The organism is Arthrobacter sp. NPDC058130, assembly GCF_042884475.1.
Lineage (GTDB): Bacteria > Actinomycetota > Actinomycetes > Actinomycetales > Micrococcaceae > Arthrobacter.
Window position 1 is genome coordinate 65,934 of the sequence record NZ_JBHVTV010000002.1, and the last position, 14,230, is coordinate 80,163.

The 14,230-nt window shown below is 64.9% G+C and carries 14 protein-coding genes; 6 read left to right on the plus strand and 8 right to left on the minus strand.

Translation table 11 applies throughout. From position 1 onward, the window contains the following. A partial coding sequence (locus ACFVTM_RS04400) for a hypothetical protein (RefSeq protein WP_390202174.1) occupies positions 1-270 on the minus strand: 270 nt, incomplete at its 3' end. A 1,055-nt stretch (positions 271-1,325) separates the two neighbouring features. Then, the gene (gene moaA, locus ACFVTM_RS04405; protein ID WP_390202175.1) at positions 1,326-2,381 is read right to left on the minus strand and encodes a GTP 3',8-cyclase MoaA; all 1,056 of its coding nucleotides are present in this window, start codon (positions 2,379-2,381) and stop codon (positions 1,326-1,328) included. Positions 2,382-2,644: 263 nt separating this feature from the next. Between moaA and ACFVTM_RS04410 the strand changes: the two genes are divergently transcribed. Next, entirely contained in the window at positions 2,645-3,823 is a 1,179-nt protein-coding gene (locus ACFVTM_RS04410) for an aminotransferase class V-fold PLP-dependent enzyme (RefSeq protein WP_390202176.1), read from the plus strand. A 39-nt stretch (positions 3,824-3,862) separates the two neighbouring features. Here the strand turns inward: ACFVTM_RS04410 and egtD are convergent, their stop codons facing one another. From egtD to egtA, 4 genes are read right to left on the minus strand one after another with little or no spacing between them, the layout of a single operon-like run. After that, positions 3,863-4,849 (minus strand): L-histidine N(alpha)-methyltransferase, encoded by a 987-nt coding sequence (egtD, locus tag ACFVTM_RS04415; RefSeq protein WP_390202177.1) that lies wholly within the window; start codon positions 4,847-4,849, stop codon positions 3,863-3,865. Then, a complete protein-coding gene (gene egtC / locus ACFVTM_RS04420; RefSeq protein ID WP_390202178.1) occupies positions 4,846-5,610 on the minus strand; it encodes an ergothioneine biosynthesis protein EgtC in 765 nt (254 codons plus the stop codon). The genes egtD and egtC overlap by 4 nt, the downstream gene beginning before the upstream one ends. Positions 5,611-5,613: 3 nt before the next feature. Further along, the gene (egtB, locus tag ACFVTM_RS04425; RefSeq protein ID WP_390202179.1) at positions 5,614-6,963 is read right to left on the minus strand and encodes an ergothioneine biosynthesis protein EgtB; all 1,350 of its coding nucleotides are present in this window, start codon (positions 6,961-6,963) and stop codon (positions 5,614-5,616) included. Beyond that, positions 6,953-8,245, minus strand: coding sequence for an ergothioneine biosynthesis glutamate--cysteine ligase EgtA (gene egtA, locus ACFVTM_RS04430; RefSeq protein ID WP_390202180.1), 1,293 nt, complete (start codon positions 8,243-8,245; stop codon positions 6,953-6,955). Before egtA ends, egtB begins: the two co-directional genes overlap by 11 nt. Before the next feature lie 251 nt (positions 8,246-8,496). On the opposite strand from egtA, the gene ACFVTM_RS04435 reads away from it, so the two are divergent. Continuing rightward, positions 8,497-8,934, plus strand: coding sequence for a hypothetical protein (locus ACFVTM_RS04435; RefSeq protein WP_390202181.1), 438 nt, complete (start codon positions 8,497-8,499; stop codon positions 8,932-8,934). A 183-nt stretch (positions 8,935-9,117) separates the two neighbouring features. Then, the gene (locus ACFVTM_RS04440) at positions 9,118-10,167 is read left to right on the plus strand and encodes a hypothetical protein (RefSeq protein ID WP_390202182.1); all 1,050 of its coding nucleotides are present in this window, start codon (positions 9,118-9,120) and stop codon (positions 10,165-10,167) included. Positions 10,168-10,229: 62 nt separating this feature from the next. On the opposite strand, the gene ACFVTM_RS04445 is transcribed toward ACFVTM_RS04440, so the two are convergent. Continuing rightward, positions 10,230-10,667: a VOC family protein gene (locus ACFVTM_RS04445; RefSeq protein WP_390202183.1), complete on the minus strand. Its 438-nt coding sequence runs from the start codon at positions 10,665-10,667 to the stop codon at positions 10,230-10,232. 502 nt (positions 10,668-11,169) lie between these two features. On the opposite strand from ACFVTM_RS04445, the gene ACFVTM_RS04450 reads away from it, so the two are divergent. The 3 genes from ACFVTM_RS04450 to ACFVTM_RS04460 all read left to right on the plus strand — a co-directional run bounded on the left by ACFVTM_RS04450 (position 11,170) and on the right by ACFVTM_RS04460 (position 13,332). Next, positions 11,170-11,649 carry a pyrroline-5-carboxylate reductase family protein gene (locus tag ACFVTM_RS04450; RefSeq protein WP_390202184.1) on the plus strand — a complete coding sequence of 160 codons (480 nt, stop codon included), beginning with the start codon at positions 11,170-11,172 and terminating at the stop codon, positions 11,647-11,649. Positions 11,650-11,958: 309 nt separating this feature from the next. Then, positions 11,959-12,564 carry a DUF1326 domain-containing protein gene (locus ACFVTM_RS04455; RefSeq protein WP_390202185.1) on the plus strand — a complete coding sequence of 202 codons (606 nt, stop codon included), beginning with the start codon at positions 11,959-11,961 and terminating at the stop codon, positions 12,562-12,564. A gap of 105 nt (positions 12,565-12,669) precedes the next feature. After that, a complete protein-coding gene (locus tag ACFVTM_RS04460) occupies positions 12,670-13,332 on the plus strand; it encodes a DUF2182 domain-containing protein (protein ID WP_390202186.1) in 663 nt (220 codons plus the stop codon). 26 nt (positions 13,333-13,358) lie between these two features. Here ACFVTM_RS04460 and ACFVTM_RS04465 read toward each other — a convergent pair whose 3' ends face one another. Further along, positions 13,359-14,207 (minus strand): HAD-IIB family hydrolase, encoded by an 849-nt coding sequence (locus ACFVTM_RS04465; protein WP_390202187.1) that lies wholly within the window; start codon positions 14,205-14,207, stop codon positions 13,359-13,361. Positions 14,208-14,230 lie beyond the last annotated feature (23 nt).

Sequence of the window (14,230 nt, forward strand, 5' to 3'; positions counted from 1 at the left end):
CGGGACGGGGAGCTGGACCGGAACCGGCAGCACTCCGGGGACGGGGAGCTGGACCGGAACCGGCAGCACTCCGGGGACGGGGAGCTGGACCGGAACCGGCAGCACTCCGGGGACGGGGAGCTGGACCGGAACGGCCCCGGAGGCCGAGTCGATGACCTCTGTGGCCTGATGGATGACCGGCGCGGCACGTGTGAGAACCGGCGCAGTCTGCTTAAGGACCGGGGCGACGCTCGCGGCCACGGTTGCAACAGCATGTGGTGCCTGGTTCACAACCGGATCTGCAGAGACGGCGGGAGCCGCTATCACCCCAGCCGGAGGGGCGACAGGAAGCGGCACATTCTTGATCGGGCCGATGCTGGACGTGCCCGGCAGTCCGCTGACAGTAGGCAGCGCCCGTGCCGAGACGGTCTGAAGGGGGTGCGTCACCGGTGGGGCTGCGGCCAAGGCTTTGTCCCGGAGAGATGCGGGATCGTGCGGGGGAAAGCCAAGATCGGTTAGAGCCACGGCCGTGGGCCCCGTGGCCGGCCCGGACGGCGCCGCGTCGGCAGTTCCGGCACCCCACATGAGGCAAATCAAGGCAAGGAACGCGGCAAGCATGAGTGGGCGAGCGGCCGAACCGCAACGATCCCGCAGGTTGCTTTCCATCCGAAAATCCCCCCAGAGGCGACGGATCACCAGACTACGCCCTGTGCCGTCGCCCAGTCTAGATGTCGCGTTGACTCATCAAAGATGCCCGCGTGGCGGTATTCGAGGAATCATTTGAGAATGCCCGCGTAGCGGCGTGTCCGCCGGGGTGGTGTCCGCCGCTTCGGCAGTGTGAGCCGTGGAGCTTTCGATGAGTGAACGCAGGGCTGTCACCCAGGCGATTGCCACCCGCTATGCCCGCTCGGACCGGGCGGCGAAGAAACAGGTTCTGGACGAGTTGTGCGCCACGACGGGCTGGCACCGACCATGCCCGAAAGGCGTTGCGGCTGGCGCTGGTGCTGAAGCCGGTCAGGCCGCGGGCGCCGCGGCCTCCGCTCTACGGCTTGGGCGGTGAAGTCCCAGTCGTACAGCGCTTGCGAGGCGTCGATTCCCTCATGGCACTGCAAACGGATCAGCGGCAGACCAAACCCTTCGGCGAGGGCCTCGGCCGGGAGATCTTGCCGGTGCCCGGGTCCCTCATCGTCGAGGTAGCCGGTAGCGGCCAGCATTTCGGCCAGCGCTGCGGCGGAGCTGATCGACGCATGCGTCATGGCACCAGCATAGGGTCATTGATCGTAGGGTCCGGGCGGTGGTGCTGGCGATACTAGGGGGCCGGATTTAGAGGGGCGCGTTCGGTCCGGCTATCCGCCGATGTAAGACATCTCGATCTTGCGTGCCGCGGTGGGGGCCTCGGGCGTGGTGGCTTGGGGTGTGTGGGCGCCGCGCAATTGCGAGTAGCGGTCCGTGCGGCCGCCCCAGAGGGAGGACAACGCAGTGGAAAGCTCGACGTCGGACGCGCCGCCTCTCAGCAACGCCCTCAGGTCCGTGCCGGCTGTGGCAAACAAACAGGTGAATAGCTTGCCGTCCGCGGAGAGCCGGGCCCGCGTGCAGCCGCGGCAAAAGGCCTGCGTCACGCTGGAAATGACCCCGATTTCACCACTGCCATCTGCGTAGCGCCAGCGGTCCGACGTCTCACCGGGGTAATTGGGCGCCACCGCCTCCAGCGGGAACACCGCGTTGATGCGGGCCAGGACCTCGGCGGAGGGCACCACCTCATCCATTTTCCAGCCGTTGGACGCACCGACGTCCATGTACTCAATGAACCGCAGGATAAACCCGGATCCCTGGAAGTGGCACGCCATGTCAAGGATGTCCTGGTCATTCGTCCCGCGCTTGACCACCATGTTGATTTTCACCGGCCCCAGGCCGGCGGCTTGGGCGACCTCAGCCGCGTGCAAGACCTTGGCCACGGGATAGCCGACGTCGTTCATGGCCTGGAAGGTCTCCTCCCGGAGGGAGTCAAGGGACACCGTCACGCGGTTCAGCCCGGCATCCTTGAGGATTTGCGCCTTCTGCGCCAGAACCGAGCCGTTCGTCGTCATGGCCAGATCCGGCGCCAGCCCGTCAGGAGTGCGCAACCGGGCAAGCATCCGGACCAATACCTCAATGTCCTTCCGCAGCAGGGGTTCGCCGCCGGTCAAACGGATCTTTCGCACCCCATGCGCGACGGCGATTGACGCCAGCCGGGTGATTTCCTCAAACGTCAGCAGCTGGTCCCGGGGCATGAAAACGAAATCCCTGCCGAAAATCTCCCTGGGCATGCAGTAGACGCAACGGAAATTGCATCGGTCCGTGACGGAAATCCGCAGGTCCCGCAGGGGCCGGTGGAATGTGTCGGTGATGGAATTGGCGTCCATGCGTCGCCCTCTCCAAGCGGTGGTAGTGCCAACCGCCTGTACCTCTCTCAGCGTATGCCCCACCCCGCGCCCTCACAATGGCCGTCCCGCTGAACGCCGTGGAGCTGGAGCCACACATAGTGGGGGGTGTTCACGCTCTGAGTCACTGAGCGGGCCGGGCGGTCCGGACTGCCCAGGGCGCAGACTCGATGCTTCTGGCCCTGGGCGTCCTTGCGGGCCGGGCCAGGATCACATCCTGGCCCAGGTGCGGCAGGATGTGGGTTATGGCAATTGATGTCGAAGCGGTGCGCCGGCAGACCCGTGGTGTCCTGAGTGTGTCCCATCTGAACAATGCTGGAAGTTCGCTGGTCCCCAGTCCTGTAGTGGAAACTGTAGTGGCCCATCTACGCCGTGAAGAAGAGATCGGCGGCTATGAGGCGGCGGAGGAGGCTGCTGATCGGCTGGAGGACGTGTACTCCTCGGTGGCGCGGTTGATCGGGGCCGGGCCGAACGAGATAGCTCTGGCCGAAAACGGCAGCCGGGCCTGGGCGGCGGCGGTGTACAGTTTCCCCTTCGTCTCCGGGACACGGGTGCTGATCGGACGCACCGAGTATGCCGGTAACGTCATTGCGCTGCGGCAGCTTGCGCGTCGTAATGGTCTGCAGATTGCAGTGCTCGACGACGATTCCCACGGGCAGGTTGACGTGGAGCACCTGCAGCGGGAGCTTGAGCGGGGAAACGTGGCCATGGTCGCCCTGACGCATGTGCCCATGGCCAATGGGCTGGTAAATCCGGCGGCGGAGGTCGGCAGACGCTGCCGCGCTGCCGGGGTGATGTTTGTGCTCGACGCATGCCAGTCGGTGGGCCAGATGCCGTTGGACGTGGAGTCATTGGGCTGTGACGTGCTGGCGGGCACGGGGCGGAAATTCTTGCGCGGACCCCGCGGCACCGCGTTCCTCTATGTGCGTGCTGGAGTCCTGGAACGCCTTGAGCCGGCCATGCTGGACTGGCATTCCGCCGTTCTGACCGGCGCCGCGGGCTTTGAAGTTCGCGGCGATGCCCGGCGTTTCGAGAGCTGGGAGACCAGTGCCGCCGGACGGCTGGGCCTGGGGCGGGCAGCAGATTACGCCTTGGCCCTGGGTCTGGACGCTGTTCAGGAGCGTGTTGTAGGGCTCGCGGAGCAGCTGAGGGCCGAACTGGCGGCGGTTCCCGCGGTCACTGTCCACGACCGCGGGATCACCCGGTCTGGCATCGTCACCTTTTCGGTAAAGGGAAGCGACGCCCGGAAGGTCAGGACCCGACTGGCTGACCAACGGATCAATGTCTCCGTGGCACCCCCATCTGTCCTGGTCGACTCACTTCCCGCAGGCTTGAGTCCGGGGGAGGACATGGTGGTGCGGGCCTCGGTGCACTACTACAACACCGAGGCCGAGCTGCAGCGGCTGGTCGACTTCCTTCGGTGAACGTCTTGGGAGTACCTGACTGTGCTCTTCACCCGGAGCCTAGACTGCTTCAGCCAGGGTCATGGCGAAGCGGTTCTGCCGGTCGGTCCATTGCCCGACGGCGGAGAACCCCGCTGATTCGACCTCTTCGACGACGCCCTCGGGGCGGAACTTGGCCGAAATCTCCGTTCGCAGTTCCTCACCCTCGTGGAAGCGGACGTCCATGTCCACTCCCGGGAGACGGACCAGCATTGGTCTGCTGGCCCGCAGCCGCATCTCGATCCACTCCTCCTGGGGCCTCCATACCGCCACGTGCTCAAAGGCCGTCACGTCGAAATCGGCGCCCAGCTCGGTATTGAGGACGCGCAGCACATTCCGGTTAAACTCGGCGGTGACTCCTTCCGCGTCGGCGTACGCCGGAACCAATATGTGTGGTGATTTCACCAGATCCGTGCCCAGCAGCAGCGAGCCGCCGTCGTCGCCGAGCAACGCCCGGACGTCGGCGAGGAAACGGGCCCTGGCGTCAGGCTCAAAATTGCCGATGGTACCGCCCAGGAACGCGATCATGCGGCGTCCCGCCCGTGGCAACAGGTGCAGCTGGGTCTCGAAATCCGCCGCCACGGCCTGTAGTTTCAGGTCTGGAAAGGCGGGAGCCAATTCGTTTTGGGCATCCAGCAGTGCGGTGTCGCTGACATCCACGGCAACGTAACGGCGGAGGGATCCGGTCATCCTGAGGGCGTTGAGCAGCAGCGGGGTCTTCCGGGAAGATCCTGACCCGAGCTCGATCAGCGTCTCCGCAGGGCTCGCCGCCGCCATCTCCGCTGAGTAGAGCTCCAGCACTTCACGTTCAGCCCGTGTCGGGTAGTACTCCGGAAGCTCGGTGATCCGCTCAAACAGTTCGCTGCCGAGCTTGTCATAGAACCACTTGGGCGGCAGCGTTTTCGGCGAAGCGGTGAGCCCGGCGCGCACATCGGCACGCAGGCTGCGCCCCAGGTGGTCCGGAGGCAGGTGGTGAATGATTCCGGAGCGTTCGGCGGAGAGGCTCATGGGGCCACCTGTTCCTTCGTGAGGTTGGGAATTGGACGTATGTCGACGTGGTCTGCCGTGGCGGTCAGGAGGCAGTTGTCCGGCACCTCGTGCCAGCCGGGGCCGTCGTCGGATGGTTCGCTGGCCACCACAACGCTCCCGGGGCCGGTTCGCCAAAATAGGGTATCCCCGGCAGCTGTGGCCGCGATGTGCCTGCCGTCGGTAAGCAGAAAGTTCAGCCGGGCGCCGGTGGCGGCGGTGACGTTGCGGACTACATGCGTCAACGCATCGCCGGCGGTGTCCCCGGCGGCGAGCTGTTCCTGGACGAGTGCCCAGAGCAGGGCGGAGTCGACCTGGGCTTCAAGTGCCAGCAAGCGGGCAGTCGGAAGCGCCGCGGCCAGACCTTCCAATGCGTCTGGCCAGCCCTCGACGCGTCCGTTGTGGCTGAAGAGCCAGGGGCCGTTCGTGTACGGGGCGGCGGCTGACTCCTCCTGGGTCATCCCTGATGTCGCGGACCGGACGGCCGCGAGAACGGCCCGGCTGGAGGTAACTCTGGCGACGTCGGCGAATGATCTGTCCGCCCAGATCGGCATGGCCCGGCGGTAGCGGGCAGGCCGAGGATCGCCCGGGGCGTACCATCCGACGCCGAAACCATCAGCGTTCACGGTCCCATTACTCTGACGCCTGGGCGCCCACGACTGGGTTAGCAGCCCATGGTCGGGCGTGAGCAGCAGTTCGGCGAGCGGCATCGGGGATCCGATGTAGGCGAGGTGGCGACACATGGGCTAACGCACCTCGTCCGGGGCGGCGTCGCGCACTGTGCGGAACCCGGCAAAGATTTGCCGGCGGATCGGGTAGTCCCAGTTCCGGAATGTCCCCCGGCACGCGGCCGGGTCCGCCGCCCAGGACCCTCCGCGCAGCACCTTGTAGTCAGACCCGAAGAACACTTCGCTGTATTCCGGATAGGGGAAGGCGTTGAATCCGGGGTACGGGCGGAAGTCACTGGAGACCCATTCCCAGACATCACCTATGAGCTGGCGCACTCCCAGCGGTGATGTTCCGCCCGGGTAGGAGCCGGCGGGCGACGGCCGGAGAGCTGACCCGCCAAGGTTCGCGTGATGGGGTGAAGGATCTTCGTCGCCCCAGGGATAGCGGCGCGAACGCCCCGACCGGGGGTCGTACCGCGCGGCTTTTTCCCACTCAGCCTCCGTCGGCAGCCGACGCCCGGCCCAGCGGGCGTAGGCATCCGCTTCAAACCAGCACACGTGCTGCACCGGCTCGTCCTCGGGCACCGGTTCAACGACGCCGAACCTGGTCCTGAACCACTCGTGACCGTGGCGTTCCCAGTACTTGGGTGCCACCAGCCCGGCTTCCCTGACGTGGTCCCATCCCTGGGCCGTCCACCAGCGAGGGTCTCGGTAGCCGCCGCCGTCGATGAAAGACCGGTAGGCGCCGTTGGTTACGGGCATGGTGTCGATCCAGTAGTCCTGTAGATGAATCTCATGGGCTGGCCGTTCGTTGTCCAATGCCCACGGCTCCACCGAAGTCCCCATTATGAACGGCCCGGCAGGGACCAGCACCTCCTTCGCCGGAGAGGGCCGGTGCGGGGGCAGGACGTCGGCCGGCAATCGCCGGGCCTGCAGGACCGGCGCGCCGACGCGGAGCTGGTGCGTAGCCAGCATCGTCTCGTCGTGCTGCTGCTCGTGCTGGATGATCATGCCGAACGCGAAGCCCCGATCCACCAGCGGCGGGCCTTCCAAAGGGGTCCGGTCCAGGATGTCGAGTGTTTTGGCGCGCACCTGGGCAAGGTACTTTCGGGACTCCTCCGGCGAGAGCAGCGGCAGCGAAGGCCGGGCACTGCGGGGATGCTCGAAGGCGTCGTACATCTGGTCGATGTCGCACCGCACCGGCTCCATTTTGCCGACGTCGCGCACCAGCCAGATTTCCTCCTGGCTGCCGACATGCGCCAGGTCCCAGACCAGCGGTGACATCAGCGGTGAGTGCTGCTTCAACAGATCTTCCTCGTCGCACTCCGTCAGCGCATGAGTGCGTTTCCGGGCCCTCTCCAGCCCGTCCGCGATGAGAGCCTTGAGAGTTTCCGGATCGATATCGGATCCGGGAAGGTTATCTGGCATATTCGGAACCCTTCTCGTACTCCGACGGACTAAAACAGCTGCCGGTTCTTCGCCACAGGTCCAGTCGTTCGTCCGCAGGGCTCCGGCCCCGCGCCGTATAGCGGTCAACGAAATCTTCCGCCCGGTTTCTCGTGGCGGCATCGGCTCCCAAGCGGGGCAATGCCAACACCGCGGCCTCGGCGCAGCCGAGGGCAGCCGAGGCGAGCACAGGAGCCGCCAGCGCGTCACGGGCCGCCGTCCTGATCGGATCGGAAAGGGAAGCAAGCGGGGCGCAGGCCTCTTCGGCGAGGTCGGCGGCGCGTTCATCGTCCATGAGCGCAGTCACCATGGCCGTGACCGTCTCCCAATCGCTGCCTGCCTGTGCATCGATCACCCTGATCTCCAGGAACCCCCGCGGCCGGACAGGTGGGAACAGGGTTGTCAGGTGGTACGTCAGGTCATCCAGCGTGGCGGGCCTCGGGCCCTCCCCGCGCAGCCAGTTTCGCATCGTCAGCCCGGACGGAGCTTTCCAGGAAGCCGTCTCCGAGGGAATGCAGAGCACGAAGGCATCGAGTGCGTAGCGTGCCCAGGCGAGGCGGGGATCAGCGGCGCTAGGGACCGCGGCCGTCCGGGTCGGGTCCGTGGCCAGCCACATGCGCTGACGGTTGCTGTGCCAGCCGCTGGGGACACCGCGAAGGAACGGGGAATTGGCAAACATGGCAACCAGGACCGGCAGGAGATTGTGCAGGCGAGCCCACCGTTGTTTGGCGCCGGCAGTGCCGGGGCTGTCGAGTCCGGCGTCCAGGGAAATTTGCAGGGCAGCTGTGGAACACATCATCGTTCGCCCGGCAGTGCCGCGGCGGTCGAAATGGTGCTCCATGGCGGCATACCGTGGATGATCCAGCGACCGTACGGGCGGCCGATTTGGGTCCAGCGCCACTGCGCCGAAGCAAAGGCCGCCGTCCGCCAGCAGGGCCTCAACCGCGGCAAGGTCTGCGCGTGTCGCTGCGACTACCGACGCAAGATCAGCTGCGCAGGCGGAGCTGATTTCCAGCTGACCGCCCGGCTCAAAGGTAATGACCCCTCCGCCAGGCAACGGCTTCTCCGACGCCGCCACGGCCTCGCTGACCCGTGCAACGGGCACCGGGAGCCTGTGGTTCGCGACATCGTGGACCAATCGCTCGACCTCTACTCCGACAGAACCGGGCGGCCCAGTCTTAAAGCACACCGAGGCGACATACACCTCGGCATCGGACTCGGTGAGCGGGTTCATTTCACGTCCCGTCTGCCATGCAGAGTTCACGCCGCACCATTCCTTTCGGCGGCGATTATCTTCAAACAGCAATCTAAACAGCGCCCTTTCCGCCGTGTCAACGACTCAGTCGCTGGCAAGCAGTTCCACAGTGGCGACGGAACCGCCTCCCGGACGGTCAACTTTGCCTTCCAGGCTGCAGCAGAAAACCCGCAGAAGGAGTCGGATCCGCGCCCGGAATCGCACCGGCACAAGATAGACGTTCATCCCGAATACGTCCTTGGATCGCCGCTGACCTCGGGGTGCCGCTGGCCACCCTGGCCGTGGCCTTGGTGCTGTCTAACCCCAACGTCTCCGTGGCCATCGTCGGTGCCAACCGCCCCGGGCAGCTCGACGAAACCGTCAAGTGGAGGTTTTCGCAAGCTATTCCCAATGTCTCTGGAATATGTTTCTTGAATAACCGAGATTCGGCTCTCGTCTGGCCTCAAGGAGTATTGGCGATGGAAAAGGAAATGCCACGCGACGTTTTGGATCTGGGTCTGGCACTTCTCACGACCTTCGTCCACGATGACCCGCAGGGATACACCGCGATGACCAGAGACCTTCCAGGAGGTGATTCTGAGGCTGTTGCCGGGCTCGGCAAAGTATGCGAGGTGCTGGTCGGGATCATCGCCGAGATGCTGGGCGCGTCCAAGGAAGAGTCTGTGCAGCGGATTGCTGCGGGCCTCGCTGCCGGCTGAATGAGTGTTTGGCAGGGACAGGGCATATCCCGGGTTCTGCTTCGGAATCCAGAAACTGTCCAAGGTTCAGCCAGTAGTGGTCATTTGGCTTCTTTGCGCAGGTCGGGACGCCATAGTCTGACTCCGGTCGACGGGATGGGAACTCCTTTTGGTTTCGCGATGCCGGCCAGCAAGGAGGACCTGATGAGCATTCCGAGGTATCAACCCAACTGGAGATTACGGTCAGCAGCTGTGGCGGTCGCCCTGGCGGCATCTGGCATCGGTTTCGTGGCCACGTCGGTCCCCGCGCAGGCCGCATCGTCGAAGGGCTGCGTGGGCGGGGGGTTCCGGGTCCTCGGGAAAGCCGACGGGTTCGATGGCACCGCGGCGGCGCCGGGGAGCCGGTTCCGGGTCCAAGGCAAGTACGTCCAGTTCGACGTCGATCCCGCGAACTTCGCCATTTACAACTACGCCTTCACCGGCGCGGCCAACGAATTGGACCTCACGGGAGGCCGGGCGACGCCGGTCTATGCGAGCAAGATCCCGGACCACCGCGGCCTGCGGCTCACCAGTGCCGTATCACTGGAGGTCAAGGACACTGACGTGGTGTTGTCCCGTACCGGGACCGGCGGTTTGTCGATGACAATCCAGGCCAAGGACTGCGCCTCCGGCGGTCTCTTCCAGATGGAGCCCGAGCGCGGCGACGGCACCAGAACGCGCATTGTGCACCGGCTGGCAGCCGGTGCCTTCTATTTTGACAACGCCCGCTTCCACGCCAAGCTAGGGCAGTTCGTCGGCTCCGCGTGCACCAGCGTCCAGACCGGACCGCCAAGCCAGTTCTGCGTCCGGGTGGCGCCGCGGGTCAACATCGGCAACGCGGTCTCCTCCAAGTTCGTCGTGCGGGACAGCGCCCAGGTTGCCACGCGCGTCCGGCAGGCCGAGTGTGGCCCGGATTTCACGAACGCCCTGGGCCTGGCCGAGACCCGCGACCATTGCGGCGGGATGTCCATCTGGGATGTGGCCAGCGGCGGCCGGATGGGAATGGTGACCGGTGAGGACGCCACCGAGGCCGCCAACTCGCCTACCGATTGTGTGGGGGACTGCCAGGCGCAGAACCGGGTCCGGGGCCGCCTTGCATCCCTGGGTTTCCCTTTCCCAGTTTCCGCCGCAAGCAGGCTGACCCCACGGAGCTCGACCGCTGGGCTGACCCCACGGAGCTCGACCGCTGGGCTGACCGCACCCTTGGCCCGGTAGCCCCGCCCGGGGCCCTGCGGCCCGAGGCCTAGCATCACAGGCAAACCGGGCCGATCCGGGTGTCAGTCTTTCGTCAGTTTCTCGGCGAGCATCACGAGGATTCCGCTGGGGCCGCGGAGGTAGGTGAGTTTGTAGAGGTCGCCGTAGGTCGCCACGCCGCGCAGCGGATGGCATCCGTGCTTCGCGGCTATCTCAAGGGCTTTGTCGATGTCGTCGACCGAGAAGGCCACACGGTGCATGCCGATGTCGTTGGGACGGGTTGGGTTCGTCTCGATTGCTTTCGGGTGGATGTATTCGAACAGCTCAAGTTGACCATGACCGTCTGGGGTCTCGAGCATCGCAATTTTTGCGTGGTTGCCATCAAGTCCGACGGCGGTGTCTGTCCATTCGCCGCTGACCGTGTCACGGCCGACGACGGTGAGCCCGAGGTCGGTGAAAAAGGCGATTGTTGCTTCGAGGTCGCGGACGGCGATACCGACGTTTTCAAGTTTGATGGCCATGCGTCGACGCTACCAAGGCGGACCTGGTAGCTCCAGTGCCGGGCCGGGAACCGACTGGAACAAGATCGGGGAGCCATTAAGAGTTGCTGTGCGGCACGCAATCGATCGAGCACCTCGGCTATGCCAGATTACTGTTCAGGTGCACTGGAATAGTTGTTGAAGATAGACCATTGCCCGCAAGCCGATCCTTGAGCGGACACGCAGGGGTGGATTTGCGAAGGAGGATTGTCTAGTGGCTAGATGCTGCCCCACGGGCCGAAACGTCCGCGACGGCATGAACAGGCGCTTCGTCATTGAACGCAACGCTGGCTGTGGGCGTTTCGGAGATCTCGCCACCCGCCGTCGTGGGAAGTGCGTCATCGAAGCCCCGCCTGTTTGTCATGCGACCACTTCGCAATCGCCACCTTCGCCGACGGGAGCCATCGTCATCAGCCTGGCCGCAGGCGTGACGCTCCACGTGCTGACGAGCTTGTTGCCCGAGTCGGTCACAGCGGTGCGGGTCATGCCCAACTTGGGTGGCCAGGTTGGTTTCGGAGTTACCGGCATCGGGTATCACGGGGGAGTGAGTGAGGAACAACTCCGTGTGATCCGTGAGGTGTGGAGCACTGTCGGGAAAGTCGTCATCGTCCGTGACGACCAATTGGACGCCGTGAGCAGCATCTCCGGTACGGGACCTGCCTACTTTTACTACTTTGCCGAGCAACTGACCGCGGCTGCCGCGGAGCTCGGATTCACACCGGAGCAGTCAAGGCTGCTCGCCGAGCAGACCTTCGTGGGGGCGGCCGCTGTGATGCAAAGATCGGGTGGGTCTAGCCGCGACCTGCTTCGGTATATTACTAACCCGGCAGGGACTTTCATCCGGGCTGTTCGCGAAATGGCCAACCACGACTTGAAGGGCATGCTCGTGACGGCGGCCTCCGCGACCATGGTCCGAGCAAAGGAAATCGCCGAGGAAGCCGAATCCGATTCGCGCGCCCTCTGATGATGCAGAAACCAGGGGCAACCGGGCGATAGCCGTTGCGCCAATCCACCAGCGGGCCCGAGGAATCCTTGGGCTCGCTGCTGCGTTCCGCACTAGACTCTACAATTCGGTACCACCGGAATCACGGCCGGGCAGGTCTTCGTGTTCAAGTTCGCGACGCGCATCTTTCCGCTGGGTATGTTGTCGCTCTTCGCGCCCCTCCGGTGGAAGCGTGGGGTGGCCTCTGAAGGTGTCGCCGCTCCCCGTTGACTCTGCTCAGGGCCGCGAGGAGACTTTCTTTTGGGGGTGCCTCTTCGAAAGGAGCCCTAAATGTCGTGGCATGTCGAGGGCACGTATTTTGAGAATTGCAATTGCGACATGATCTGCCCGTGTACGACTTCAGGGCAGACCGCACGGGCCGACAACGAACGCTGCAACGTGGCCTTGGCCTTCCACATCGAAACCGGCGAAGTAAACGGTGTCGACGTCGGCGGTCTGACAGTCTGCGTCGTAGCCGATACACCGGCCCTGATGAGCGACGGGGGCTGGAAAGTCGGCGTTCTGATGGACGCCGCCGCCTCGGCTGAGCAGGCCGAAGCGCTCGGTGCCGTCTTCGGTGGCCAGCTCGGCGGACCGATGGAGGGCCTCGCGCCCTTGATCGGTGAAATGGCGGGAATGGATTCCCTGGACATGGTCTACGCCGACGACGGGCGTGTCCACCAGGTCCGTATTGGCAGTGCAGTCGAGATGGTGGTCGAGGACTTCGTGTCTCCCTTTGATGCCACAGGACTGGGAGTGAAAGTCAGCGGGGTCGGATTCCCGGCCGACACCCTGGCGGCCGGCACATCCAGTACCGCCCGCGTCGATGTGTTCGGGATGACCTGGGATAACGCAGGGAAGAACTCTTTCTCGGCCCCCTTCGCCTGGTCCGCTTAAGTGCCGGGCAGAAGCGGCCTGACAGTCAGCCACCATGCCGCCGAGTCGGCGCTGATCGGGTGTGCCGCACTGGCGTGGTATTTCACTTTCTCAGGCCTCGCCGACATGTCCACAGGCCCGGGGACCATGGGACTGGGGCTCTGGGGTTTCTTGGGCGTGTGGACACTGATGATGGCGGCCATGATGTTGCCGGCGCTGGCGCCGCTCACTTCGACGTACCTTAGGTCCATCCGTGCCGTCCGCAGCCGCCGAGCCCGGGCCGTCCGGACAACTGGCCTGGTTGGCGGTTACCTTTTGACGTGGATCGGATTCGGAGTCGTTGCTTACGCAGCCGCGGCGCTTTCTGCGCTGCTGGCTGAGGACGGGGCGGATATCGCACCATGGGTGGGAGCTGGAGTGCTCGCGGCAGCGGGCGCCTACCAGCTGACCCCGCTGAAGGATTTCTGTCTCAGGCACTGCCGGTCGCCCGTAGCATTCCTGTTGCACGTTTCCGGGTACAAGGGCCGCCTGCGGGATGTCCGCGTCGGCATGTACCACGGAGTGTATTGCGTGGGCTGCTGTTGGGGGCTCATGGTGGTGCTGATTGCTGTTGGCGTGATGAACCTGGCATGGATGGCGGTGCTCACGGTAGTTATCTTCCTGGAGAAGATGTGGAAATACGGGCCCGCCCTCAGCCGGATCACCGGCGTCTCATTGATCGTGTTCGCGCTCTTCGTCCCGGCCCACCCGGAGCTGCTGCCAGGGCTCCACATGACTGCGGCCATGTGAAAATTTCTCTTTTGCTACCCGCCGAATCAGATGAGGCCGAGCTCGGCGAAAGCGGCGAGGAGGCCTTCCTCCCGCGGGCGCGCAGCGGTGCGGTCCGCGATCGCCACAAGCTCGGGGGCGGACCCTTCGATGGCGACTCCGACGCCCGCGTAGGCGATCATCTCCAGGTCGTTGGCTCCGTCGCCCACCGCGATCGTGTCCTCGCGGGCGATGCCCAGATGGGCGATGACGGCCGCAACACCATCAGCCTTGCTGATCCCCTGTTGGTACAGTTCCCCCGCGTGCCGGCCCTCGTCGGCCACTGAATTGGCGACCACGGCAATGTCGCCACCGATCTCCTGGACCAGGTGCTCCATGGAAACGGGGGAGTCAAACACGGAAATCTTGGCAAACTGCACGGCGGCACTGTCCAATGTGGAGCGCACCGCGTCGAAGATGTCCGCAGCGCCCACAGGGCCTTCTGGTGATTGACTGAAGTGGGCGTCAAGGATGGCCCGCAAACGTTCCAATGCCGCCGGGGGAGCATGCAGAGCCTCCTGCGCCTCCAGGATATACACTGCGTCGTGGGCGTCGAGCGCCCTGACCGCCCTGGCCGCGAGGTCTGCCGGGAAGCGCCGGTCAACGAGCACGGTGCCCGCGGCCTTCACATAGGCGCCGGCGCTGGCCACGAGGCCATCAAAACCTGCGGCGAGGATACTCTCGGGCAACATGGCCACAGGACGCCCGGTGCACAGAAAGACCCGGTGTCCGGCCGTCCGCGCCGCCCGTACGGCGCGCGCGTGCCCCTCGGGGACTACGCCGTAGTCCGCGTAGGTGCCGTCCACGTCAAGGAAGATAGCCCGGACAGTTCCAGTGGTGCTCGGCGTTGCGCTCATGATTCGGGATCATATCTACTCAC